This window comes from Streptomyces sp. UF-297 (genome assembly GCF_058245575.1).
Genome location: NZ_JBSIBZ010000027.1, coordinates 14,678 through 39,579, shown reverse-complemented (window position 1 = coordinate 39,579; position 24,902 = coordinate 14,678). Strand labels below are relative to the sequence as shown.

Below are 24,902 nucleotides of genomic sequence, written 5' to 3'. Positions count from 1 at the left end.
CACCGGCGCGTCATCCCGGCTCCGGTCCCGCGCCACTTTCTCCGGGGCCGCCGTTGTTGCACTCGGGGCACCAATAGCCGTCCCCCTGGTAGTAGATCCACCCCAGTTCGCTGATGTACGGGCTCGCGCTGGTGGCCTCGTGCAGCGTATGGCCCCACAGGTCCTCGTCGATGGACGGTGCCGGTTCGGCGATGACGAGGTCGAACGTGGTGCGATTGCGGCATCCGACCCGGTCGCACCCGAGAAAGAACCGGACAGGACCGGGAGATCTGCCTTCGGTCATCAAACTCATGGCACCACGATCGCGGAAGGCGGCACACCGCCGCGCCCGGATCCACGAAATCTCCCTGCCGCGTACGAGCCCGTCGCCCCTTCCTGCGCAGACCGGCCGGGCGCCGCTCTTTTCGGCTCACCCCACTTCCGGAAAAGCGCCAACTACAGGCGCGAGCGCGCCCGTTCGGCGCAGCCCGGCCGCTGCCCGGCACGGCGGTGCCGCACCACTGACAGGCCCCGCCGCGCGCTCACCCCTCCGGCGCAGCGGGGTCCGCCTGGGCCCGCAGGCGGTCCATCTCCCGCCGGTCGCGCTTGGTGGGCCGGCCGGTGCCGCGGTCGCGCGTCGCCACCGGGGCGATGGCCATCGGGGCGGGCGGCGGCGGGGAGTTGTCGACATAGCACTGGACGGCCACGGGCGCGCCGACGCGCTTGCGTACCAGGCGGGAGGCCACCACGATCCGCTCGCGCCCCGCGTGGCGCAGGCGCACCTCGTCCCCGGAGCGGAGCGTGTACGCGGGCTTGACGCGCTCACCGTTGACCCGCACATGCCCCGCCCGGCAGGCGGCCGCGGCCTGCGAGCGGGTCTTGGTCAGACGCACGGACCAGATCCAGGTGTCGACGCGAGCGGTCTCATCATCGGAAGCCATGCCCCGACTCTAAGCCGCCTCGCCGCAGTCCGGTACGTGGCGACCCGGCCCCAAGGGGGCGCCAGGAACCGCGCGACCAGCCACGACGTGCCCTCGGACGGCGCACGGCACGGCCGGCGGAGCACTCAGGAGCCGCACAGGCCTGGACACACCTCCCTCATGTCCGGACGCGTCCGCTCAGTAGGCGTTCCGGGGCGGGCCGCCGCGGGTGACGGCGTGCGTCGCCTCGCGGATGATTTTCAGCGTGCGGTCGAGGTGGACGCCGTGGGTGCGGTGGTTGAGGACGCACAGCCGCAGCGTGTGACGGCCGTGCAGACGGGTGCTGGTGAGGTAGGCGCGCTGGTGGGCGTGCACGGTCTCCAGGAGGCGGCGGTTGACCTCGTCGCCGCCGCGGGCACGGAAGGTCAGGACGGTCAGTTCGGGAGCGGGCGCCTCCAACTGCGGGATGCCCGTGAGCCGGCGGTGCGCCTCCCGGGCCAGGTCGAGCTTCTCGTCCAGGCAGGCGCGGAAGGCGCCCACACCGTGCAGATGCAGCGGGAGCCACAGCCGCAGCCCGCGGTAGCCGCGGCTCAGCTCGGTGCCCAGGTCGGCGTAGTCGGGCAGCTCCCCGGCCCGGTCCAGGTCCTGGAGGTACTCGGCGTCGGCGCGGTGGGCCGCCCGCAGAGTGCGCGTGTGCCGTACGAGCAGGACGCCGGAACCGTACGGGACGAACAGCGACTTGTGCGGATCCAGCGTGATGGAGTCGGCCCGCTCGATGCCGGCGAACTTGGCCCTGCCGCGGTCGGTGAGCTGGAACCCGCCCCCGTACGCGGCGTCGGCGTGGAACCACACCCCCTGCCGCCGGGCCACCTCGGCGAGCGCGGCCAGCGGGTCCACCGCGCCGGTGTTCGTGGTGCCCGCCGTCCCCACCAGCAGGAACGGCCGCCGCCCCGCCGCACGGTCGGCGGCGATCAGCCGCTCCGCCGCCTCCGGGTCCATCCGGTGGCCGCCGGTGACCGGCACGGTACGCACCTGGTCCGCGGCGAACCCGGCGATCCGGGCGGCCTTGGCCACGCTGAGATGGGTGTGCTCGCTGACGTACACCGTCCCGGAGCACGGCGGGTCACCGAGCAGTTCCTGACGGGCGGCCAGCAGCGCGGACAGCATGCCGGTGGAGGCGCCCGTGGTGATCAGACCGCCCGCGGTGGCGGGCAGGGCGAACTCCGCGCACAGCCAGCGCAGCACGCTCTCCTCCATGGCGACCAGCGCGGGAGCCATGGAGCTGACACCGGTGTAGCGGTTGACGGTCGACGCCAGCAGGTCGGCGACGGCCGCGGCGAACAGGCCCCCGCCGGGGAAGTACGCGAAACAGCCCGGCCCTGCGGTCTCCGCCGCCCGTGAGGCGGCGGAGGCGAACGTGCCGAGCAGCCGGTCGAAGTCGCCGGGACCTTCGCCGGGCGGGGCCAGCAGCCCCGCCCAGCCCTCGTGCGAGGTGTCGAGATCGACGGCGGGCGCCTGGTCCAGCGAGTCGATGAACTCGGCGACGAAGGCGCCTGCCGACGCCATGATCGCCGCTATCTCCTCCGGCCGCGGTTCGAGCCCTGGGCGCGGTCCCGACATGAGGTGGCCTCCTGACCTGGTCCGGTGCACTTCCGAGCCCCGTATGGGGCGCGGGGCCGTGCCGATGTGCGGCTCCGCCGCGTGGGCGCGACCAAGCCCCCACCGGCCCGCAGATCTACGACCGTACGTGCCGGGAGGCACCCAGCGCGGCTTCCCGGGCGCACCGACCCGGCACGCCCGGGACGGCCTCAGCGCTTGCGCCAGAGCGAGACGTCCGCGCTGAACACCTCATAGCGCCGCCGGTGGTAGCGCAGCACCCCCGGTTCGTCCGACTCCGCTGTCGGGTCGAACGCCTGCCCCAGCAGCTGTCGCAGCGCGGTCTCGCTGGTGGGGGACTGGAGGCGGCCGCCGAGCCGGCTGCCGGGCGGGGCGCTGTCCGGCTGCCAGGACCAGGGGCCGGCCACGAGCAGCAGCCCGCCGGTGGCCAGGAAGCGGTCGGAGTCGGTGAACTGCCGCAGCAGCGCCGCCGGATCGGCGACCGGGTCGAGCAGATCGGCCAGAAGCACGGCGTCGAAGCGGCCCAGCGCGGCGGGCAGCCGGGAGCCGTCGGCGACCTGGAACTCCACGGCGCAGCCGAGGGCGGGCAGCGGTGCGCGCGCCTCCAGAGGGGTCACGCTCTCGCCCTGCTCCACCCGCTCGTACGGCACCGGCTCACCGAGCGAGAGCCTGCGCGCGGTCTCCACGTACCGCGGATCGGGGTCGACGCCGATCACGCTGTGCACCCCGGCCTCGGCGAGCGCGAAGCTGCCGGCGCCGACGGCGCAGCCCACCTCCAGCACCCGGCGCAGCCCGGCCCCGGCCCGGTTCGCCTCCCGGGTCAGGAGCCGCGCCAGCCGCGTGGGATAGCCGTGTGCGGGGGCGAGCAGATGGCCGGGGGCGCCGAAGGTCTCCTCGGCGCTCCCGAAGTGCATCAGCAGATGCCGGTCGAGCGCCTCCTGGGTCCGGTGCGAACTCGTGGTGTCCTGCGCGGTGTTGTGCGTGGTGTCCGGGGTGAGCGGCACCGCGTCCCGGGACGGTGCGATCAGGCGTATCCCCGAGTGCTGCAGGAAGTGCGGCCGGAAGTGGAAGCGCGCCCACAGGCTCGCCTCGTCGCCCGTGCTGACGTAGGCGCCACCGAGGATGAGGTGGTGCTTCCCGTCGAAGCAGGGGGTACTGAAGTCCTCGTAATAGGGGTGGACGGCGAACGACTCCAGCGGGTTGAAGGTGTCCTCGGACCACTCCCACAGGTTGCCCGCCGCGTCGCGCACGCCCGCGGGCGAGGCGGGCGCGTGGTCGACGGGGGACTCCGAGCCCCAGGCGAGGTTGAGATTGATGCCCTTCTCGCGCAGCCGCGCGCCGTCGGCGTCCATCACCAGGTCGTCCGGAACGCCGGGGGAGAGGGGGAGTTGGCGGATGACCCGGTGCTCGGCCTCGGTGGGCAGCCGGTAGCCGCGGTCGTCCTGGATGCCGCGCCAGGTGCAGTACGCCTTCGCCTCGTGGTGGTTGACGCACACCGGCCAGTCCCACGGCATGTCGATCTCGTCGAAGAGGGTGCGCAGCCGGTACGCGTGCAGCCCGCTGGGCCCGTCCGGCACCCAGAACCGTGGCCATTTCACGTTGCCGAAGGCCCGCCAGTCCCACCCCTCCACCGACCACAGCTCGGGCCTGCGGTAGCCGCCGTCGGCGACGAAGCGGTAGTACTCGCCGTTGCTCACCAGGCAGCTGCTCGCCTCGAAGCCGCGGACGTCCACCGTGCGCGTCCCGTACTCGTTGTCCCAGCCGAAGGAGGGGAAGTCGGCCGGCTTGCCCAGGCGCACCCGCGTGGCGGAGAAAACGACCAGGGGGTTGTCCGGTACCGCCCCGGGATCGGGCCGCCCGGTCGTGGTGGTGCGCCGCATCGGCGCGGGCGCGGGCCAGGCGGGGTGCGCCGAGACCAGTCTGAGCGGCAGCTCGCGGATGAGGACGGAGCTGGTCTCCAGGTGGATCCTGCTGTGCTCGAAGGCGAGGAAGAGGGCCCAGGCGCGGTCGTCCTGGGTGATGGGGCGGCCGAGTTCCGCGGCGAACGGCGTCGCGGCGATGATGTCGCGCACCAGGCGGCGGACCTTGCCCTGATAGGCGTGCACCTCCTCCACCGACGGCCACAGCATGTCGTTCTTGGACAGGTCGTCCCACGACATCTCGTCGACGCCGGTCTCCAGGACCTGTTCGAGGTAGGCGTCGACGGGGCCGTCCAGCAGCCCGCTGACGCGCAGTTTGTTGACGTAGAGCACCGCCGGGTGGCCGTAGTAGAAGATCATCGGGTGCCGCAGGTTGTGGGCGGGCGGCCGGTAGAAGGCCTCCGCGCCCTGCAGCCCCGCGAACAGCACCTCGTGCAGCGCCCAGGAGTTGTCGAAGTAGTCGAGAACCGTCTCGCGGTCGCACTCGGCCAGGTTGGGCAGCGGGAGCGAGGTGATACGGCCGTTCTCCTCCACTCCGGGACACTCGCCGGGAAAGGGGAGTTTCCCGGTGAACCACCACGCCTCGCGCGGCCCGTTGAGCCGGTCGCTGGCGTGGGTGATGACGTTCCTCTCCCAGGGCTCCACGTCAAAAGTTGTCATGAGCGCTCACCTCTTTCTCCAGGTGGATTCACTCCGTACGAGCAGCACGACGGGCCGTTGCGCGGCCCGTGGCCGTCAGACGAAATGGGCGACGGACATCCGTCGAAGAAGCCGGAAGGAAACCGGCTCACTGTGCATGGCCCCTCGCGTACACCGTTGTCGCGACGGGCGGCCCTGACCCGGACTACCTCCTGGCATACGGGTCCGATTCCCTTTCCGGGGCGGCGGTTGATTCCGCGTTCATCGCGGGGACAAGGCGGAGCCATAAGAGAGCCATTGCCGATCCTTCCGGCCGACACCTATGACGCACTGCCGGGCCGGCGCCTTTCGTAGGGGATCGCGCACGGCCGTCGTACTCCAACAGGGCCTGTGTCCGCTGGCATTGAGGAATCCGGCGGTACACGCATGGCACCACACCCCGTTCGAGGCACGCTGGAGATCTCCTCGAAACGCCGAAGTGCGGCGCGTTCCACCCTGGCGCATTCGCCCGCAATGCTCTCTGCCGCGCGCCGTCCTCGAGGGACCTGACGCATCCGCTGTCGTGCTCGCTACTTCTTCGTCATGAGAGCTTGACGCCGAGCTGACTGCCCAGCTCACGAAAGCCGAGCGCGGCGGCGACCCGGCGGGAGGCGGGCGGGCGCGCCCGCCACTGGGGCAGCAGATCCGCGGCGAGGGCGTGCGCCACCGCGGCGGAGGCCACCTGCCGGGCCAGCCCGCGCCCGCGCCGGTGCGCCGCCGTCAGGACGCACAGATGCGCGGTCGAGGCAGGCCAGAGCCGGTACCCCGCGGCGGCCACCACAGCGGCGCCCTCACGCGCCACGAAGACAGGGGAGTCGATCTCCGCTATGCCGCTCTCGTCCGCTTCCTGCCGGCTCACCGCGGCCAGGAGCGCACGGAGTCCGCCGTGGCCCGGGGCGAGCTGCCCGACGCTCCGCGCACCGTAGGTCCGAACCCCTCCGGTCCGCGCACCGTCCGGCGCGGGCCGGAAGTCCTCCCGGGACAGGTACGCCAGCGTCGCCGGTCCCAGCACCTCGGCCACCGGCAGTACGGCCTCGATCGCGTCGGTACGGGTCAGTGCGCCGACCGGCAGCGCGCGCACCGCCTGCCGCACCCGCCGCGCCGCCTCCTGGTCCGGCGCCGTGACGATCGCGCCCGGGCCCAGCACCACGATGCCCACCCAGGACGGCGGGCACAGCGCCGAGTCCGGCGCGGCGACCACCCGTACGCCACCGGAGGGCCCGAAAGAGACGGGCGCGGCGGCCAGCGCCTCCCACAGGCCGCGGGCCCGGGCGACGAGCGCCCCGGTGCCGTCGCCCCCCTCCGCGTTTCTTTCCATGCGCCGATCCTGCCACCTCAAGATCGCCAAGTGGCAGGGAAAACCATCACGTTGGGCACGAAAGAGGGGTGGTGCGGGCAAGGTGGCCCTTATGGCGCGCCCGGTGAGCTCACGCGCTGCCGGGCGCGGGTGCGGCGGAATCGCGCCAGGCCTGTGTGTCGGCGATGTTGGCGCCCGCCTGGCGGGCGGCCTCGTCCGCGTCGTGGTCGCGCAGCGCGCGCAGCAGACCCTCGTGGCCGGCGGGCGAGGCGCCGGCGAAGCCGGGCAGCTCCCAGGAGGCCGCCATCGAGGTCCGCAGCGGCTCCGCGAGATTGCGGTAGAGCTCGCTGAGCAGCGTGTTGTCCGCGGCCTCGGCGATGCCGGAGTGGAACTCCCAGTCGGCCGTGACCCAGCCGTCCAGGTCGCGCGCCTGCCAGGCGGCGGCGCGGCGGTCCAGGGTGTCCGCCAGTCCGTCCAGCTCGGCATCGGTGGCCCGGGTGGCGGCCAGCCGCGCCGCCAGGACTTCCAACGCCCCGCGCACTTCGAGCAGTTCGTCCGCCGCCCGGTCCCCGTAGAGCCGCTTGACCGCGCCGGACAGCTCGCTGGTGGCCCGTACGTACGTGCCGTCGCCCTGGCGCACTTCCAGCAGTCCGGCGTGGGCGAGGGCGCGCACGGCCTCGCGCAGCGTGCCGCGGGCCACCTGGAGCTGGTCCATCAGCTCGGGCTCGGGAGGGATGCGCGAGCCGACGGGCCAGTCGCCGTCGGCGATCCGCTTCCGCAGCCTGCCGATGACCTCGGCGGACAGCGAGGGGCGGCGCACCGGTTCCAGTTGCATCGCGGTCTCTCCGGCTTTCGTGGGCTGGGCGGGCTCTGCGGTCCGTGCGTTCCGCAGCCCTCACCGTACATCGAATCATCGGATGTCTGTTGCGCAGAAAAGGTCAGACGTCTTACCTTTAATGCGTGAACGCCATGACCCGCACCCCCCTCACCACCAGCGGCCCCGCCCGCCGTGCCCGCGCCGCCTGGCTCGCCGGGGCGGGCGTGGTGCTCATCGCCCTCAACCTCCGCCTCGGCATCAGCAGCGCCGCCGCCCTGCTGGAATCCCTCCGCACCGACCTCGGCTTCGGCTCCCTGGCCGCCGCCGCGCTGCCCGCGCTGCCCACCCTCAGCTTCGCCGCGGCCGGCGCGGGCACCGGCATCCTCACCCGGCGGTACGGCGCCGAGCGCACGGTGCTGCTGGCCCTGGCGGCGCTGACCGCAGGGCTGGCCGTACGGGCCGTCCCCGCCACCTGGGCGCTGCTCGCCGGCACCGTCCTGGGCATGTCGGGCCTGGCGCTGTGCAATGTGCTGCTGCCCACCCTGCTGCGCACCCACTTCCCGGCCCGCGTGGCGCTGCTGACCGGCCTCTACGCGACCGTGATGGCCCTGGGGTCGACGCTGGGCGCCGCCGTGGCCGTGCCGCTCGCCGACGCTGTGGGCTCGCCCTCCCTCGGGCTGGCGCTGTGGGCGCTGCCGGCCCTCGTCGCCACCGCCACCTGGGCCTTCGTGGGGGCTCCGGGGGCGCGGGCCGAAGCGGCGCGGGCGGGCGCGGGGGAGTACGTCTCGCCGCTGGCGATGGCCCGTACGCGGCTGGGCGCGCTGGTGACCGCGTACTTCGCGCTCCAGGCGCTGAACTGCTACGCGATGATCGGCTGGCTGCCCTCGCTCCTGTCCGACCAGGGCATGTCCCAGGGCACGGCGGGCGGCATGCTGGCGGTCATGCAGGCCGTGGGCATTCCCGCGACCTTCGCCGTGCTCGCCTTCGCCCGTGCGCCGCGGCGGCTGCGGACCGCGTTCGTGCTCATCTCCGCGGCGATGATCTGCGGGTTCCTCGGCCTGCTGGTCGCGCCGCTGGCGCTGCCCGTGGTGTGGATGGTGCTGGTGGGGCTGGGGCTGTGCTCCTTCCCTCTGGTGCTCGCGGTGATCGGCAGCAGCGGCAGCACGGCGGCACAGACCACCGCCCTGTCGAGCCTCTCCCAGTCGCTCGGCTATCTCGTCGCCGCCCTCGGCCCCTTCGCGGTCGGCCTGCTGCACGGCGCCTCCCGGGGCTGGACCCTGCCGATGGCGGTCCTGCTCGCGACGGCCGGGGCACAGCTCGCCGTAGGGGTGGCGCTGTCGGGACACGCGCGCCGCTGACCGCTGCTGAGCGGGCGGCCGGGAGCGGTACGGCTCTCATGGCGTGCGAATTCAGATCGGGCATGTACAGGCTTAAGGGGACAATTCCAGTTTTGCCCTGCTGGAGGCCCTCACATGCCACCGCGCCTGAGCATCGTCGTACCGGTGCACAACGTCGAGCTCTACCTCGACGCGTGCCTGGAATCCCTCGCCACCCAGACCTTCGAGGACTTCGAGGTCGTCCTGCTGGACGACGGCTCGGTGGACGCCAGCGCCGCCATCGCCAAGAACTTCACCGAGCGGGACAGTCGCTTCCGGCTGGTCCAGCAGGCGAATCAGGGGCTCGGGCAGGCCCGTAACGCCGGTGCCCGGGAGATCTCCCCCGACAGCGAATATCTGGCCTTCGTCGACAGCGACGACATCCTCCCGCCGGACGCCTACCGCCTCATGGTGCGGACGCTGGACGAGACGGGTTCGGATTTCGCCGCGGGCAATGTGCTGCGCTTCCGCTCGGTCGGCAGCCATCAGTCCTGGGGGCACCGCACCGCGTTCGCCACCACCCGGCTGCGCACGCACATCTCCCGGTTCAAGCCGCTGATCACGGACCGTACCGCCTGGAACAAGGTCTACCGGCGGACCTTCTGGGACCGGCACGGTTTCGCCTACCCCGAGGGCATCCTCTATGAGGACGCCCCGGTCAGCATTCCCGCGCACTACCTCGCCTCCAGCGTGGACGTCCTCGGCGACGTGGTCTACCACTGGCGGGTACGCGAGACCGGCGAGCGCTCCATCACCCAGCGCTCCACCGACCCGCGCTCCCTGACCGACCGCGTCACCTCCATCCGCCTGGTGCGCGCCGCGCTGCGGGCGCGGCCGGGGCCGGAGTTCGCCCGCTATCTGTGCGACTACGACCACAACGTCCTCACCGAGGAGCTTCCGCTCATCTACAAGTACGTGCCGGACGGCGCCGACGACTTCCGCGCGGCGTTCGTCCGTGATGTGGGCGCCCTCGTCCGCGAGATCGGCACCGGGGCCTGGGCCGAACTGACCGTCCCGGAAAAGCTCAAGGCGTATTTCGCCCGGGAGGGCCGGATCCAGGATTTCCTGGCCCTGCTCGAACACCAGCGGAAGAACTGGTACGGAATTCCGGTCAAGGGACTGACCGAGCCGAAGGCCGACTACCCCTTTCTGTCCGGCCGCCCGGAGGTTCCCCCGTCGTTGCTGCGGCTGAGCCACCGCGAGCTGAAAATGCGCAGCCAACTGGAGGAGGTGGCCTGGACGCGCGGAAAGCTGCTGCTCAAAGGGTGGGCATTCGTCGACCAGTTGGGCGCCGAGCACCGTCTGCGGGCCCGCAAGAAGCTGGTGTTCCGGGAGTCCGAGACCAAGCGGAAAGTGGTGCTCCGGGCGCGTACCACCACCGCTCCCGAAGCCACCGTCAGTACCGGCCAGGCCCTGCGCAGCGCCGACCTGGCGGGCTTCACGGCCGTGCTGGACCCGAGCCTGCTCCAGCAGGACGGCGCCTGGCGCGACGGCATCTGGGAGGCCTTTGTCGTCGTCAAGGACCTCACCGTGCCCTACCAGGCGCGGCTGCTCGGCGGCGACCACGGCAGCGCCCAGACCCCGCCCGCCCACTGGGTCGCGCCGGACGTACGCATGCTGCCGTCGGCGACCGGCAGCGGCTTCCGGCTGCGGATCGAGACCGTGCGCGCCCGGGTCCTGGACGTACAGGCGCTGGACGAGGCCACCCTCGCAGTGCACGGCGAACTGGCCCGCGACCCCGGCGAGGGCGCCGCGCTGCGCGCCGAGCACCACACCACCAAGGACGTGCTGACCTTCCCTCTGGAGATCGGGGCCGCGGGGCAGGGGACGGGGCGGACCGTGGCCGGGGGCGTGCCGTTCACGGCGCGCGTCCCGCTCGCCGACCTGGCCTCGGTCCCCGCGGCCACGCCGTCCGCCGGTCAGTGGCGCCCCGAACCATGGCTGCTGTCCGTCCTGAAGGGCGATGGCAAGCGGCTGGCGCTGGCCCACGACGAGCGGGGCGGCTTCAGCGGACTGGCCGTACCCCTGCCCGGCCCCGACGAGCACCGCGCGGTCTACGTCAAGCGCACGCCCAGCGGGTACCTGCAGTTCAGCATGCAGCCCCCGCCGCCGCTGGTGGACTGTGCCACCGCCGACGCCGAGGGCACGCTCACCCTGGGCGGCGTCTTCCCGCTCGCGGCGCAAGGCGGCCTGCCGTCCGGGGAGAGCGCCGAGCCGTCGTACGAACTGGTGCTGCACAACTGGCGCGGAGAGGAGTACAGCTATCCGATCCATGCGGCGGGCGGCCGGTTCGAGGCGGTCTTCCGGCCCGTACCGCCCGAGCCGTACGCCGGGGCCACCACCCTGCCCGCAGGACGCTGGTGGCCGAGCGTACGGCCGGTGAGCGAGGGCGGCCGCACGGCAGGGCTGCTCGGCGTCGACCGCGGGACGCCGGTGCAGATCGGCGAGCGGACCCGCGCCGCCCCGCCGACGCGGTTCACCGTGCGCGGGCGCGGTATGCACCTCGCATCGCGCTACCACGACCGCCTGGCGATCGTCTCCGAGCCGCTGCTCGCGCCGCTGGACCGGTCCCGCTTCGGGCAGCGCACAGGCCGCGACGAGCTGTACCCGGCGGCACGGCGCGCCCGCCTGCGCGATGCGGTCGTGTACGACGTCTTCGGCGGCCTCGGATACGGCGACTCGCCCCGCGCCGTCCACGAGGAACTGGTGCGCCGCGGCGAGCCGTTGGAACACATCTGGCTCGTACGCGACGGCCGCACCGAGGTGCCGCCGACCGCGCGCCCGGTCCAGCACGGCAGCCTGGAAGCCTTCGAACTGCTGGGCCGCGCCCGCTACTTCGTGACCAACAGCGCCGTGCCCGGCTGGTTCGAGCGCCGCGCGGGACAGACGGTCCTGCAGACCTGGCACGGCACCCCGCTCAAGCAGATCGGGCACGACTACCTGCACGACTACTACACCAGCCCGCAGGTCCTGGCCGACCTCGCCCACGACAGCGCCCAGTGGTCGCTGCTGGCCTCACCCAGCAGCTTCGCCACCCCGGTCCTCACGCGCGCGCTCGGATACCGGGGAGAGGTCCTGGAGTCCGGCGCCCCGCGCACCGACGCCCTCCTCGCCCCCGACCCCGCCCGGATCGCCGAGGTCCGCCGCCGGCTCGGCCTGCCCGAGGGCAAGAAGGTGGTGCTGTACGCCCCGACCTGGCGGGAGAACCGGCAGCTGTTCAACGGCGGCTACCAGCTCGACCTGCGGATCGACCTGGACCAGGCGCGGCACGAACTGGCCGCCGACCATGTGCTGCTGGTCCGCGGCCACCACAAGGTGACCGAACAACTGCGGGACGGGGTACGCGACGGCTTCGTACGCGATGTCACCCGCTGGCCCGACGCCACCGATCTGCTGCTCGTCGCCGACGTCCTGATCAGCGACTACGCGGCGCTGATCTGCGACTTCGCACTCACCGACCGTCCGATCCTGCTCTACACCCACGACCTGGAGCACTACCGCGACACCCTGCGCGGCTTCTCCTGCGACTTCGAGGCCAAGGCGCCGGGGCCGCTGCTGCGCGACGCGTGGAGCCTGGTGGTCGCCGTACGCGCCGCCGACCGCCTCGCCGAGGAGTACGCACCGGCGCGGGCGGCCTTTCGCGCGGAGTTCTGCGACCTGGACGACGGCGGGGCGACGGGGCGGGTGGTGCAACGGATGCTGGGAGGGCGGTAGGCGGTAACGCGGTAACGGGGGGCCGGTGCGGTCCTGTTAACGGGCCCGGTCGCAGGGCTCGCTGTGCGGGGTCCGTTCGCGGGCTCCGCTCGCGCCGGGGCAGCGGCGGGCTTACCGTCCCCCTAGGGCCCACCCCCATGGCGGGCAACAGGCCGCGGATCCGCTGTCCTTCGCACGTCGGCGGATCCGCGGCCGCTGTGTGCGGACGGGCCGCACCGGTTACGGCGCGGCCGGGCCCGTACCTGAAACCGGACTTGGACCCGTACCCGGCCCCTGCACCGGCATCGCCGGCTCCGGCAGTCCGCGGGCGAGCAGCCAGGCCAGCGCGGGCAGCGCGATCAACGGGGCCAGCGCGGTCTGCAGCGAGGTGGCGTCCGCCGCGGCCCCGATCAGCGGACTGGCGATGCCTCCGATGCTGACGGTCAGCCCCAGGGTGACCCCGCTGGCGGTGCCGACCCGGCTGGGCAGATAGTCCTGGCCGAGGGTGACCTGGAGCGAGAAGGGCACGTACAGGCCGGCCGAGGTCAGCGCCACGAACAGGTAGAGCGCGGGACCCGGGACGCAGATCACCCCGGCGACGGCCGGCACCGTCACCGCGTACGACCAGCGCACCACGCCGCTGCGCCCCCAGCGAGTGGCCAGCTTGCCGCCCAATACGGTGCCCACCGCCCCGCCGAGGTAGAGCACGAACAGCGCGGCGGCGCCCGCGGCTTCACCCCCCACCCGCTGCTGCGCGTACAGCGAGACGAACGCACTCAGCCCGACGAAGACGATGGAACGGCAGACCACGACCAGCGACAGCTTCAGGAAGGAGGGCAGGTCATCGGTGCCGCGCCCGGCCCTCGCCCGGGACGCGACGGCGCCGGAGCCCTTGATCGCGCGCAGCGCCATGAGGCACAGCACAGTGCCCACCGCGGCCGGGATCACCAGCAGGGGAGTGGCCCGCAGACCGCCGGTGGCGACGACGGCGGTGACCATGAGCGGGGCCGCCGCGAAGCCGATGTTGCCGCCGAGCGAGAACCAGCCCATCCCCGTGTGGCTGCCGCCGCTGGCGGCGCGCGCCACCCGGGCGGATTCGGGGTGGTACGCCGCCACGCCCACCCCGGACAGCGCGATGACCGCGAGGGTGAGGGCGTACGAGCCGCCGACACCGCTCAGCGCGATGCCCAGGCCGCCGACCGCGGTGCTCACCGGCAGCAGCCACGGCATCCTCCACCGGTCGGTCAGCGCGCCGAAGAGCGGCTGCACCACCGAGGAGAGGAGGGACGCGGCGAGGACCAGTCCGGAGGCCGCGGCGTAGGTGTAGGCGCGTTCGGCGACGAAGAACGGGACGAGCGCGGCCACCGCTCCCTGGTAGACGTCCACACAGGCGTGTCCGACGGAGAGGAGCACCAGGGGCCTGCCGCCGGGCCTGCCCGCCTTCCCCGGCGCTGCTGACCGGCCTGATCGCCCTGACCGACCTGCCTGACCTGGCTGTTGGGATGTTTCCGACGTCTCCGGTGTATCCGATGTCTCCGGCTTCTTTGACGTCGCTGACTGTTCCGGCTTCGTTGGCACACCCCGATCGTCGCGAGCGCCAACTGTGTCCCGCTTCCGATAAATTGCCAAGCAATGCCGAACATCCGCCATCAGCCCGTGGCCCCCACCCGCGTCGAAGAGCTGGCCGCAGGGGCGAGTATCGACGCCCACCGGCACGACGACCACCAGATCGTCTACGCGGGCCGCGGTGTGCTCGCCATCACCACGGACGCGGGGACCTGGGTGGCGCCGGCCACCCGCGCCATCTGGGTGCCCGCGGGAACCGTCCACGCCCACCGCGCCCACGGCCGGCTCGACCTGCACCTGGTGGGCCTGCCCGCCACCGAGAACCCCCTGGGCCTGAGCACCCCCACCGTCCTGGCCGTCGATCCCCTCCTGCGCGAACTGATCGTGGCCTTCACCCGTGAGCCGCGCGACGACAGCCCCGAGCGGCACCGCCTGCGCGCCGTCCTGCTCGACCGGCTCCGCGCCTCACCGCAGCAGCCCGTCCACCTGCCCGCCCCCACCGACGCCCGGCTCGCGGCGGTCTGCGCGATCCTCCGCGACGACCCCGCCGACCAGCGCAGCCTCGCCGCCCTGGGCGCCCAAGTCGGCGCGGGCGAACGCACCTTGACCCGCCTCTTCCGCGCGGATCTCGGTATGACCTTTCCCCAGTGGCGCACCCAGCTGCGCCTCTACCGCGCCCTGCAGCTGCTGGCCGACGACACCCCGGTGACCGCCGTGGCCCACCGCTGCGGCTGGTCCTCCACCAGCGCGTTCATCGACGTCTTCCGCCGCGCCTTCGGGCACACGCCGGGTACGTACCGCGACCACCAGTCCTGACGCGCCGCGCGAGGAAGAAGCGCGCGTCGACGTGCGGTAGCCGTCGCTTCTCCGGCCTCCTCTCCGACCCCGGTCTTCCCGGGCCCAGGAAAAAGGGGGTGGAGAGATCACCGGTGAGCCGTTTACCATGGCTGACATGGGTTCGTACTACTTCTTTCTCTGATCCGGGGCGCGGGCACAGCCCGCTGAGGCCGCGCGCTGCCCTGCGCCCGGCTCGTGCCCTGCGCGCGTGACGTTTCCGTCCGCGCTGCCCGGATCCGAGAGAAGCCCGCCCCGCTGTGTGTCTGCACGGCCAGGGGCATGTACACCCAGGGATATTCATGCGCCACCGCGCTCAATTGACCATCAAAGACGTCTCCAAGGCGTACGGCGACCGTTCCGTTTTGGACCAGGTGTCCTTGACCGTGCGCCCCGGCGAGAAAGTCGCCGTGATCGGAGAGAACGGCTCGGGGAAATCCACCCTGCTGCGCCTGATCGCCGGCGCCGAGAAGCCGGACACCGGCGAGATCACCGTCGCCTTTCCCGGCGGTAGGGGATATCTCGCCCAGACCATGGACCTCGATCCCCGGCACACCGTTCAGGACGCCGTGGACGGTGCCCTCGCCGAGCTGCGCGACCTCGAAGCCAGGATGCGCGCGGCAGAAGCGGCGCTGGCGACCGCGACAGCGGAGGAACTCGCCGCCTATGGCGACCTGTTGGCCGCATTCGAGGAGCGCGACGGATACCGGGCCGACACCCGTGTGGCCGCGGCGCTGCACGGCCTCGGGCTGGGCCACATCACCCGCGACCGCGCCATCGGGACACTCTCCGGAGGCGAGCAGTCACGGCTGGCCCTGGCCTGTGTGCTCGCCGCCGCGCCCGAACTGCTCCTGCTGGACGAGCCCACCAACCACCTCGACCACCGGGCCACCGCCTGGCTGGAGGACCACCTGCGCGCACACCGCGGCACGGTGGTCGCCGTCACCCACGACCGGGCCTTCCTGGACCGGATCTCGACCACGATCCTCGAAGTGGACCGGGACCGGCGTGCCGTCAGCCGCTACGGCGACGGCTGGGACGGCTACCGGGCGGCGAAGGCAGCGGCCCGCCGCCGCTGGGAGCAGGAACACCTGGAATGGCTGACCGAGGTCGCCGACACCCGCGACCTGCTCGCCGCTGCCGGAAAGCGGCTGGCCGCCACCGGCAAGGACCCCGGCGAGGGCTTCGGCAAGCACCGGCGCTCCCACGAGGCGAAACTGTCCGGCCGGGTACGGGCCGCCCGGCAGCGGCTGACCCGGCTCCGGGCCGACCCCGTCCCCGCGCCGCCCGCCCCCTTGCGCTTCACCGCCGAGCTGCCCACCGCATCCCGCACGGCCGACACCACCGCGCATCCCGCCGCTCCCACCGGCGAACCCGTCGCCGTACTGACCGACATCGCCGTGCGCGATCGCCTGCACCTGCCCGCCCTCACCATCGAGGCCGGTGAGCGGCTGCTGGTGACGGGGCCCAACGGCGCGGGCAAGACCACCCTCCTGCGGGTGCTGGCCGGCGATCTGCGACCGGACGCGGGCACCGTACGCCGCACGGGCCGCGTCGGCTACCTCCGCCAGGAACTGCCCGCGACACCGCCCCGCCACCCCCTGCTGACCGCCTTCGCCGCAGGCCTGCCGGGGCCGCCGGACGACCACGCCGACGCGCTGCTCTCCCTCGGCCTGTTCCGCGAGGAAGACCTGGCCGTCCCGGTCGCGGCCCTCTCCGCGGGACAGCAGCGGCGACTGGAACTGGCCCGCCTGGTGACCCGCCCGGCCGACCTCCTCGTCCTCGACGAACCCACGAACCATGTTTCCCTCGCCCTGGTCGAAGAACTGGAAGAAGCCCTCACCAAATACGAAGGCGCCCTGGTCGTGGTCTCCCACGACCGCCACTTCCGCGCCACCTTCAACGCCAACCACCTGAACCTGAACGATGGCCACCCGTGCGAGTGATGCGGTGCTTACCCGCGCGAACGGCGGGGAGGGCGGCGAAGACCAGATCGCTCCTTGCTGCTCGGGCGAATCTCCGTATGCGCCGACTCCTCGCCGCCTGCGCCGCGTCGAGCCGGCGGACGCTACGGCTGCGAAGGAGGGGCGGGCGAGCGACTGAACGGCGTCGCAGCCGCGGGGGCCGTGCGCGGCGGGGCGGGACCGTCCGCGATCAGGCCGGGGCGGGCGGGTCATCGTCGTCGGCGGGCTCCTCGTCCTGGCCGGTGCCGCGGACGCCGAGGAGGCGGCGGGTCAGTGTGTCCTGGTCGGAGAGCAGCTCGTCGAGGGCCTCCCGTACGTCCACCGGCTGGGGGAGGTAGGTGATCTCGCGTTCGGCGGCCAGCAGGACGGCGCGCCGTACCAGCTCCTTGGCGAACGACGCCGTGGTCCCCGCGGTGCGGGTGACGACCTCCTCGACCAGGCCCGCCGGGAGGTCCAGGCCGGAGCCGTACAGAGCGATCAGGCGGCGCCGGCCGTCCTCGTCGGGCAGAGGGATCTCCACGGCCATGTCCACCCGGCCCGGGCGCTGGGCCAGGGCCGGCTCCAGGAGGTCGGCGCGGTTGGTGGTGAGCAGGAACGCTACATCGACGTTGTCGCCCAGCCCGTCCATCTCGTTGAGGACCTGGAACAGCAGCGGCTGGCTGCCCTCGATGTAGTCGCGGGCCTCCGCGACCAGGTCGCAGTCCTCCAGGATGACCAGCGCGGGCTGGAGCTTGCGGGCCATCGAGCAGGCGGCCGCGATCTGCCCGATGCTCTCGCCCGACAGCACCACGGCGGTGAACTCCGGTAACTGCGACAGCAGATAGCGGATGGTGTGCGTCTTGCCGGTGCCCGGCGGCCCGTACAGCAGCAGCCCCCTGCGCAGGTGCTGGCCGAGGGCGCTGAGCTGTTCGCGCCGCCGGGCCACCCCGACGACCTGGCGCTCCACGCGGTCCAGCAGCCCGTTCGGCAGGACGATGTCGCCCGAGCGAAGACCGGGCCGCGGGTGGAAGCGGAACGGCCCGATGCCCTCGTCCAGCCCTGACTGCTGCAACGAGAGGATCTTGCCGCGGAAGATGTTGTGCTCGCGGATCAGCGCGTCCAGCCCGGCCAGCATCCGGCGCCCGGCATCTTCGGTGGGCGCGAGCACTTCCAGCTTGACGCCGGAGCCGCGCTCGAAGTCGTTCGGGCCGCGCAGCAGCACCACGAAGCGGTCCGCGCCATCGGTGCCGAGATAGAAGCCCGTGTTGACGCAGGCCATCTCCTCGTCCGGGGAGATGGGGAGGTAGCGGTAGTCGACCGAGCCGAGGACGAAGCGGTCGTAGCGGTGGGCGTTCTCGATGAGTTCGGAGAAGGAGAACAGGCCGCGGTGATCGATCCCGGTGATGCCCACCAGCTCGTGGGTGCGCCCTTGGGTGGTGAACCAGCGATCCAGCGCGAGGTGCACATTGGGGTGGTCGAACTCCGGGTATGTCCCTTTGACGATCGGCAGGGTGGACGGATCGCCGCCCATGTGCGCCTGGATACGCTTCGTCAGATCCCGTGTCTCGTCCGGCTGTTCACGCTGCACGATCTGGTCGAGGAACTGCCGGAACAGCTCGCCGAACTCCGTTACCCCCGCGTCGTCCATACCGCCCCCCAGGCACGCGGCGCTGCGCGTGCGCAGAAATCCGTGTCGCACGATGGTACGCGGCGGGGCGCGCCGAACGCCCTTTGTTTTATGGGGACTTGCCGTACGGGCCCGCCCCAAGGCCCGGCGACACATCCTGTGCGTCGCCGGGCCGAAGAGCGGCCCCGGCCGTCGTCAGACCACGGCCCCCGACCCCTCCCGTACCTTCTTGCGCGGCCGGGGAGCGGACGGTGCCGCGGCCGGGTACCGGCCCTCCAGGACCACGGCGGCCGGTGTCGCCGTGAAGACCGTCGAGCCGATCCCCGCCAGCACGCCCGCCAGCAGCGCCAGGGAGAAGTCGGCGAGGGAGTCGCCGCCCAGCACGGCCAGCGCCGCGAGGACGAAGAGGGCGCCCATGCCCGTATTGACGGTGCGCGGAATGGTCTGCACCACGGCGCGGTCCGCCAGGCGCGCCAGTACGGCGGGCGGGGCGGGCTTGCCATGGGCGCGGCGCAGCTCGCGCAGCCGGTCGAAGAGCACCACCGTGTCGTTGACCGAATAGCCCACCACGGTCAGCAGCGCCGCCAGGAAGACGCTGTCGATGGGCTTGCCCAGCCAGGCGAACAGCCCGACGACCAGCAGTACGTCGTTCACCATCGCCAGCACCGCGGCGGTGGCGAAGGTCCACCGGAACCGCACGCTGAGATACAGCAGTTGGGCCGCCACCGCGATGCCCAGCGCGATCAGCGCCTTGTCGCGCAGCTCACTGCCCAGGCTCGGGCCGATCTGCTCGTCCCGCTCGACACTGACCCGGCCGCCGTGTTCCTTCAGGGACGCGGAGATGCGCTGCTGCTCCTGGTCGGTCAGGCTCCCGGTCCGTACGGTGATGTCGCCGTCGCCGGACTGCTGGACCGCCGCGCGCGGGAACCCGGCCTGGGCGACGGCCGAGCGCGCGGTCTCGGCGTTTACGGGTGTGCTGGTGCTGTACGTGAGAGCCCGCCCGCCGGTGAATTCCACGCCGAACTCCAGGCCGCGCACGCCGATTCCGGTGAGGGCGATCAGCAGCAGACCCGAGCTGATGCCCAGCCAGGTGCGGCGGTGACGCATCAGGCGCGGATCGCGGCGGGCCAGCCAGCGGCGGATCCGGCCGCTGCCCGCCATGCCGGTCAGGCCCGGCCGCCGCCGTACGACGCCCCGCCGTACCGCCCAGGTCGCCAGCACACGGGTGATGACCAGCGCCGAGACCATCGACGCCAGCACACCGATGGAGAGGGTGATGCCGAAGCCCTTCACCGGGCCGGAGGCGAAGAAGAACAGCAGACCGGCGGCCAGCAGCGTGGTGACATTCGAGTCGACGATCGCGCTCCAGGCCTTGGCGAAGCCCACCTCGAGCGGCCGGCGCAGCTCCCGCGGGCCGGTGCCCGCCTCGCCGCCCGGTGAAGTCCCGTCTCCATTAGGCGAGTTGGCGCTCCTCTTCCTCGGGCGGGTCGAGTCGCGCGCGTACTCCTCGCGGGCCCGCTCGAAGACCAGCACATTGGCGTCGACCGCCATGCCGATGGCCAGGACGAAACCCGCGAGGCCCGGCAGGGTCAGGGTGGCGCCGAGGGCGACCAGCACCGCGTACGAGATCAGGCCGTACGCGGCGAGTGCGACGGTGGCCAGCGCGCCCAGCAGCCGGTAGACGACGATGACGAACAGGCCGGTGCAGACCAGCCCGATGACGGCGGCCTCGGTGCTGGCGCGGATCGCGTCGGCGCCCAGCGTCGGGCCTACGGTGCGCTGCTCGATGACCTCCACGGGCACCGGCAGCGCCCCGCCCTTGACGAGGGCGGCCAGATCGCGGGCCTCGGCGTCGTCGAAGCCGCCGGTGATCTGGGTCGTACCGCCGGTGATGCCCGTCTTGCACGCCACGCCCTGCTGCATACCGGGAGCGGAGATCACGCGGTCGTCCAGCACGATGGCGACCCGGCGCGCGGGATCGCCGGGCGCGGCGCACGCGGCCTCGCCGGTGAGCCGCGCCCAGGAGTCGTCCGCGCCGCCGCGGAAGGCGAGTTCGACGCTCCAGCCACGGCCGGACTGCGCATCGAAGACGGCCTGCGCGTCCTTGACGCCCTCGCCGGTCAGGGCGGGAGCGCCCAGCCGCAGAAAGGCGCCGAAGGCGTCGGGATCGGGGAGGGTACGGGGGCCGGTCGCCTTGCCGCCGTCCTGCGCCGGCCGCTCGGTGGCCGTAGCGAGGACCGGATGGAAGGTGAGCTGCGCGGTACGCCCGATGACCTCGACGGCCTGCCGCGGGTCCTGGACACCGGGCAGTTCGACGACGATGCGCCGCTCGCCGGAGCGGGTGAGAGAGGGCTCGGCCACACCGAGCGCGTCGACGCGCTGCCGCAGCACCTCCAGCGCGCGGTCGGTCGAGGAGGAATCGGCGCGCGCGGTGGGGGAGTCCTTGGTCTCCAGGACGATCTGGGTGCCGCCGCGCAGATCGAGGCCCAGTCGGGCGGGAGCGGTGAGGGCGAAGTACAAGGACACGGCGATCACGGCGAGCGCGATCAGCGCCCGCCAGGGCGCCCTGCGGCGCGACCGGGAACGCGGTTTCTTGGGCGTTGGGGCAGGGGGTGACGCGGACGACGGCGTACGCGAGGACTGCGTACGGGAACGCGGTGTGCTCGGCACACGGGAGGGCATGGCTGCTCCACTTCACGGCATACGGAGGCGGGGCGTCGGCCACCGGCACCCGGCAGCGCGTCACGGCGCGCGTCGGCGGCGCCGGGCATGACGGGGTGCGGTGCGGCCGTACGCCTGGGGCGTCAGCTGCTCCGTGTGCCGGGAGGCCCGCGCGTGCTGCGCGAGAGGTACCAGGCCAGCGGCGGCGCCCGCTCCTGGCGCGGCCCGACGGCCCTCCCCTGCCCGAGGGGAGAGGTGTGCGGCGCCCCACTGGCTCCGGGGAGCTGGCCCGGAAGGCCGGGAAGGCGCGGGTGCTGCGCGGCCACGTACGCGTGCTCGGAACCGTTGTGCAGGGTCCGGTCGTACGTCGTCCCGTACGGCGCTCGCGGGCGGGCGCCGTACGGGCGGACCGTGGCGTTCGGCTGGTGTGCGCTGCCCGTCGCGGGCGCGAACGACGCGACGCCGACGGGTTCGACGGGCGCCGCGTGCGCCTGCGCCGTGGCGCCGGTCAGCAGCAGGAGTACGGCCCACAGCCCGGCGAGCAGGGCGGGCACAGGACGCGCGGACGGATGGCGCACGCGGCTGCTCATCCCCTCGTCCCCCGCTCCACTCTCGCTCCCACAGCTCGTCTGCCGGAACGGCCCAGCCTATGTGCGCAGGCTCTCGGCGCCAACACGAGGCGCAGGGTCCGCATCCTTAGGCTGGCCTCCATGGACCTCAGCTATCGGCGTTTCCTTCCCTCGGAGGCCGAGCGCCTGACCGACTGGCTCACGCGGGAGATATGGCCGTTCCACGTCAACCACGTGCTGGACCGCGCGGTCGTGGGGCGGTGGCTGGCCGAGGGGCACTTCGACAGCGAGTCGTCCCGGACGTTCTGGATCACCGAGGGCATCGAGACCATCGGCCTGATCCGCCTGATGGACCTGACCGACGACACCCCCTCCTTCGACCTGCGGGTCCGGGCCGAGCACCGGGGGCGCGGCGTCGGCACCCACTCCCTGACCTGGCTGACGGAACACCTCTTCACCGGTCTGCCCCAGCTCCGCCGCATCGAAGGCGTCACCCGCGACGACAATCACGCGATGCGCCGTACCTTCCTGCGCTGCGGCTACGCCAAGGAAGCCCACTACCGCGACGCCTGGCCCGACGGCCGCCACGTCCACGACTCGGTCGGCTACGCCATCCTGCGCCGCGACTGGCAGTCCGGAACCGTCAGCCCCGTCGACTGGGCGGACGGCTGAACGCCCACCGCCACCAAAGGGCCCACTGCCCAGCGGCAGTCATGGGGCGACAACAGGCCGAAGCCGACGGTGACGTGATGTCAGCGGGTGGCGTGATCTGGTCATGGCGGTTGACGGGCCTGGCAGCATGCGGGGTGGCGATCTACGATCCCGCAGAGGTGGACTCATGTACGAGGGGATGGCGGCGGCGGACGGCGGATCCGGGCGTTTCGGCACTGTTCAGTGGGCTGTTGTGGACAGTGGGCGGAGAGCACGGGACCGCGTGGTCCGGCTGTCGAGCGCGTCGGGCTGTGGACAGGGGACGGGGAGACACAGCCGGTGCGGACAGGGCGGCCGGGCAGACCGGCGCGCGGCGACAACGGCGAGAGAGGTGCGCAAGGTGCGGGCGGCATGGTTCGGACACAAGGCTTTGTCCGGATCGGGTGGTGAGCGGCCGGGTGCCGCGGGCCAGGTGCCGTATCCCGTACCCGATGCGCCCTTTGCCGCCGCCGCACCCGGGCACACGGCCCCGGCCGCCGCGCGGTACCAGCCCTTGGCGGCGTCATGACCCGGCGCCGGTACCAGGTCATGTGTCCCCCTGCCCCTTCGATCCAGGGAGAACCGACTGCGATGCGCTGGAGGCGCCTGCGCCGCCGATGCCAGAGGGTGATCGGTGGCCTCCCGTTGCCCGAACCGTTCACGGCCCCCGAACTGTGTGCCCGGCTCGCCGCGGAACGCGAGCGTCCGCTGCACCTGCGGCCACTGCCCACACCCACGGTCCCCGACATGCCGACCGGCATCTGGCTGGCCACCGATGACGAGGACTACGTCCTGTACGACACCCAGACCAGCCCGCTGCACCAGGAGCACATCATCCTGCACGAGATCGGACACCTGGTGTGCAGCCACCGGTCCGCGGGCGGTGACCAGCAGCTGTTCCGGCAGATCGATCTCGCCGACCCGGACTCCGTCCGCCAGGCGTTGCCGCGCACCCGCTACTCCGATGTGCAGGAGCAGGAGGCGGAGATGATCGCCACCCTGATCCTGGAGAGCGTCGGGCGGGTCCCCTCACCGACCCTGCTGTCCGGGATGCTGGGCGGGCTGGAGTCCGCGATGGGGCTGCGCGGGGCCCGCCACGGGGGAGCGTCATGCTCGCGTGGCTAGAGAATCTCGGCATCATCGCGCTGTGGGCGGTGGCGATCGCCCGCGCGCCGCACGGCATACGCAGCAAGGAACAGCGGCCGCTGTGGTTCGCGATCGTCATGATCGCGCTGGCGATGTCGATGCATCTGGAGCCGGTCACCGCCGTGCTGGCACAGATCGTGCCCAGCGCGCACTATGTCGATCTGGCCACGCACCTGTTCAGCATCGTCGACGCCGCGGCCGTCCTGTGGTTCATCCTCCAGGCGGCGCGACGCCAGCGCCACACCCTGCTGGTCTTCGGCGCCGCCGCCGCGGTGATGGTGACGATGGTGCTGCTGGACCTCGGCGCGGCACCGCACGCCCGTAACCAGATCGCGCCCTCGGCGGACATCCCCAGCGTCCCCGACGCCTACTGGTGGGTCTTCTTCGCCTTCCACCTCACCGCCGACACCACCTGCGGGATCGTGTGCTGGCGCTACGGCAGACGGGACATCCCCAAGCTGCTGCGGTACGGGCTGCGCCTGTTCGGCACCGGAATCCTGCTGGCGTCGTTGCTGTGGGTGCTCAAACTCGCCTATCTGGGGACGCGTTCGACGGTCTTCGCGCCGCTGTTCTCGCCCGTCACCGGCGTCGAAGCGCTCTTCATGGCGGCCGGCGCGGCGCTGCCGGTGCTCACCCAGGTACGCGACCGCCGCCGCTACCGGCGCGCACACCGGGGACTGGACCCGCTGTGGCGCGACCTCACCGCCGCCACCCCCGATGTGATCCTCGCGCCCGGCAACCGCATCCAGGCGGCGGCGGTGCCCCTCCAACTGCGCCTGTACCGACGGGTGATCGAGGTACGGGACGCGATGATCGTGCTGCGCGGGTACGTCTCCGCCGGCACCCTGGACCTGGCCCGGCAGCACGTCGCCGGCCAGTCCGTACCCGAGGATCTGCTGGAGGCGCACATCACCGCCTGCTGGCTCACCGCCGCCGTGCACGCCCGGCACAACGGGCAGACCCCGCAGGCCCAGACGATGAATCTGGCCGGGGACGGCGCGCACGACCTCTCCGAGGAGATCCAGTTTCTGCTGCGGATCGCCGACGCCTATCGCTCGCCCGCCGTCCGCACCTATCGCTCGACACTGGCCGGATCGGCATAGCCGTACGTCCGGCGTCCGGGAAACAAACGCGAGAAACGAGAGGAACACCGTGCTCATCGCATTCGCCCTGACCCCCATGGGTGTGGAGGAGAACGGCGCGGCATACGTCGCCGAGGCGGTAAAGATCATCCGCGACTCCGGGCTGCCGACCCGCTCGGACTCCATGTACACCACCATCGAAGGCGAATGGGACGAGGTGATGGACGTCGTCAAGCGCGCCACGGAAGCCGTCGCGGCCAGGGTGCCCCGCGTCCAGCTCATGCTCAAGGCCGACATATGGCCCGCCGTCCCCGCTCCGCTGGACGGCACGATCGCCCTGCTCGAAGCGGAGATCGCGCAGACGTCCACGGACGAGCGCTAAGCCCCAACGGCCGCCCGGGCGCTGCCTGCCAGGACGTGAACGCCAAGCGGCCCGGTACGGCGCGCACGGGGGGACGCGCCGTACCAGGCCTGCCTGTTCACCGTAA

18 protein-coding genes are annotated in these 24,902 nt (G+C 72.4%); 8 read left to right on the top strand and 10 right to left on the bottom strand.

Annotated elements, in window-relative coordinates; all coding sequences use genetic code 11:
- Positions 1-10 precede the first annotated feature (10 nt).
- From AC4IJH_RS17840 to AC4IJH_RS17815, 6 genes are all read right to left on the bottom strand, one after another.
- Positions 11-283, bottom strand: a complete 273-nt coding sequence (locus tag AC4IJH_RS17840; RefSeq protein WP_490852718.1) for a hypothetical protein — start codon at positions 281-283, stop codon at positions 11-13.
- A 238-nt stretch (positions 284-521) separates the two neighbouring features.
- Positions 522-920 carry an RNA-binding S4 domain-containing protein gene (locus AC4IJH_RS17835; protein ID WP_490852717.1) on the bottom strand — a complete coding sequence of 133 codons (399 nt, stop codon included), beginning with the start codon at positions 918-920 and terminating at the stop codon, positions 522-524.
- A gap of 177 nt (positions 921-1,097) precedes the next feature.
- Positions 1,098-2,519: a pyridoxal phosphate-dependent decarboxylase family protein gene (locus AC4IJH_RS17830; protein ID WP_490852716.1), complete on the bottom strand. Its 1,422-nt coding sequence runs from the start codon at positions 2,517-2,519 to the stop codon at positions 1,098-1,100.
- A gap of 188 nt (positions 2,520-2,707) precedes the next feature.
- Positions 2,708-5,095, bottom strand: a complete 2,388-nt coding sequence (gene ovoA, locus AC4IJH_RS17825) for a 5-histidylcysteine sulfoxide synthase (protein WP_490852715.1) — start codon at positions 5,093-5,095, stop codon at positions 2,708-2,710.
- Between the two features lie 559 nt (positions 5,096-5,654).
- On the bottom strand, positions 5,655-6,431 hold the full coding sequence (locus tag AC4IJH_RS17820; protein WP_490852714.1) for a GNAT family N-acetyltransferase: 777 nt from the start codon (positions 6,429-6,431) through the stop codon (positions 5,655-5,657).
- 109 nt (positions 6,432-6,540) lie between these two features.
- A complete protein-coding gene (locus tag AC4IJH_RS17815; RefSeq protein ID WP_490852713.1) occupies positions 6,541-7,245 on the bottom strand; it encodes a FadR/GntR family transcriptional regulator in 705 nt (234 codons plus the stop codon).
- Between the two features lie 134 nt (positions 7,246-7,379).
- On the opposite strand from AC4IJH_RS17815, the gene AC4IJH_RS17810 reads away from it, so the two are divergent.
- On the top strand, positions 7,380-8,585 hold the full coding sequence (locus tag AC4IJH_RS17810) for an MFS transporter (RefSeq protein ID WP_490852767.1): 1,206 nt from the start codon (positions 7,380-7,382) through the stop codon (positions 8,583-8,585).
- A 114-nt stretch (positions 8,586-8,699) separates the two neighbouring features.
- Positions 8,700-12,317, top strand: coding sequence for a bifunctional glycosyltransferase/CDP-glycerol:glycerophosphate glycerophosphotransferase (locus tag AC4IJH_RS17805; RefSeq protein WP_490852712.1), 3,618 nt, complete (start codon positions 8,700-8,702; stop codon positions 12,315-12,317).
- A 219-nt stretch (positions 12,318-12,536) separates the two neighbouring features.
- Here the strand turns inward: AC4IJH_RS17805 and AC4IJH_RS17800 are convergent, their stop codons facing one another.
- The gene (locus AC4IJH_RS17800; protein WP_490852766.1) at positions 12,537-13,712 is read right to left on the bottom strand and encodes an MFS transporter; all 1,176 of its coding nucleotides are present in this window, start codon (positions 13,710-13,712) and stop codon (positions 12,537-12,539) included.
- Between the two features lie 216 nt (positions 13,713-13,928).
- On the opposite strand from AC4IJH_RS17800, the gene AC4IJH_RS17795 reads away from it, so the two are divergent.
- The gene (locus tag AC4IJH_RS17795) at positions 13,929-14,678 is read left to right on the top strand and encodes an AraC family transcriptional regulator (protein WP_490852711.1); all 750 of its coding nucleotides are present in this window, start codon (positions 13,929-13,931) and stop codon (positions 14,676-14,678) included.
- 320 nt (positions 14,679-14,998) lie between these two features.
- Positions 14,999-16,642: a ribosomal protection-like ABC-F family protein gene (gene abc-f, locus AC4IJH_RS17790; protein ID WP_490852710.1), complete on the top strand. Its 1,644-nt coding sequence runs from the start codon at positions 14,999-15,001 to the stop codon at positions 16,640-16,642.
- 208 nt (positions 16,643-16,850) lie between these two features.
- Here the strand turns inward: abc-f and AC4IJH_RS17785 are convergent, their stop codons facing one another.
- The 3 genes from AC4IJH_RS17785 to AC4IJH_RS17775 all read right to left on the bottom strand — a co-directional run bounded on the left by AC4IJH_RS17785 (position 16,851) and on the right by AC4IJH_RS17775 (position 21,517).
- On the bottom strand, positions 16,851-18,287 hold the full coding sequence (locus AC4IJH_RS17785; RefSeq protein WP_490852709.1) for an AAA family ATPase: 1,437 nt from the start codon (positions 18,285-18,287) through the stop codon (positions 16,851-16,853).
- Positions 18,288-18,461: 174 nt separating this feature from the next.
- Positions 18,462-20,948 carry a protein translocase subunit SecD gene (gene secD, locus AC4IJH_RS17780; protein ID WP_490852708.1) on the bottom strand — a complete coding sequence of 829 codons (2,487 nt, stop codon included), beginning with the start codon at positions 20,946-20,948 and terminating at the stop codon, positions 18,462-18,464.
- Positions 20,949-21,070: 122 nt separating this feature from the next.
- Positions 21,071-21,517 carry a hypothetical protein gene (locus AC4IJH_RS17775; protein ID WP_490852707.1) on the bottom strand — a complete coding sequence of 149 codons (447 nt, stop codon included), beginning with the start codon at positions 21,515-21,517 and terminating at the stop codon, positions 21,071-21,073.
- Positions 21,518-21,637: 120 nt separating this feature from the next.
- Between AC4IJH_RS17775 and AC4IJH_RS17770 the strand changes: the two genes are divergently transcribed.
- The 4 genes from AC4IJH_RS17770 to AC4IJH_RS17755 all read left to right on the top strand — a co-directional run bounded on the left by AC4IJH_RS17770 (position 21,638) and on the right by AC4IJH_RS17755 (position 24,796).
- Entirely contained in the window at positions 21,638-22,168 is a 531-nt protein-coding gene (locus AC4IJH_RS17770; protein ID WP_490852706.1) for a GNAT family N-acetyltransferase, read from the top strand.
- 663 nt (positions 22,169-22,831) lie between these two features.
- The gene (locus AC4IJH_RS17765) at positions 22,832-23,311 is read left to right on the top strand and encodes a toxin (protein ID WP_490852705.1); all 480 of its coding nucleotides are present in this window, start codon (positions 22,832-22,834) and stop codon (positions 23,309-23,311) included.
- Positions 23,296-24,435, top strand: a complete 1,140-nt coding sequence (locus AC4IJH_RS17760; RefSeq protein ID WP_490852704.1) for an MAB_1171c family putative transporter — start codon at positions 23,296-23,298, stop codon at positions 24,433-24,435. Before AC4IJH_RS17765 ends, AC4IJH_RS17760 begins: the two co-directional genes overlap by 16 nt.
- Before the next feature lie 49 nt (positions 24,436-24,484).
- Entirely contained in the window at positions 24,485-24,796 is a 312-nt protein-coding gene (locus AC4IJH_RS17755; protein WP_490852703.1) for a thiamine-binding protein, read from the top strand.
- The last annotated feature ends 106 nt before the right edge of the window (positions 24,797-24,902 follow it).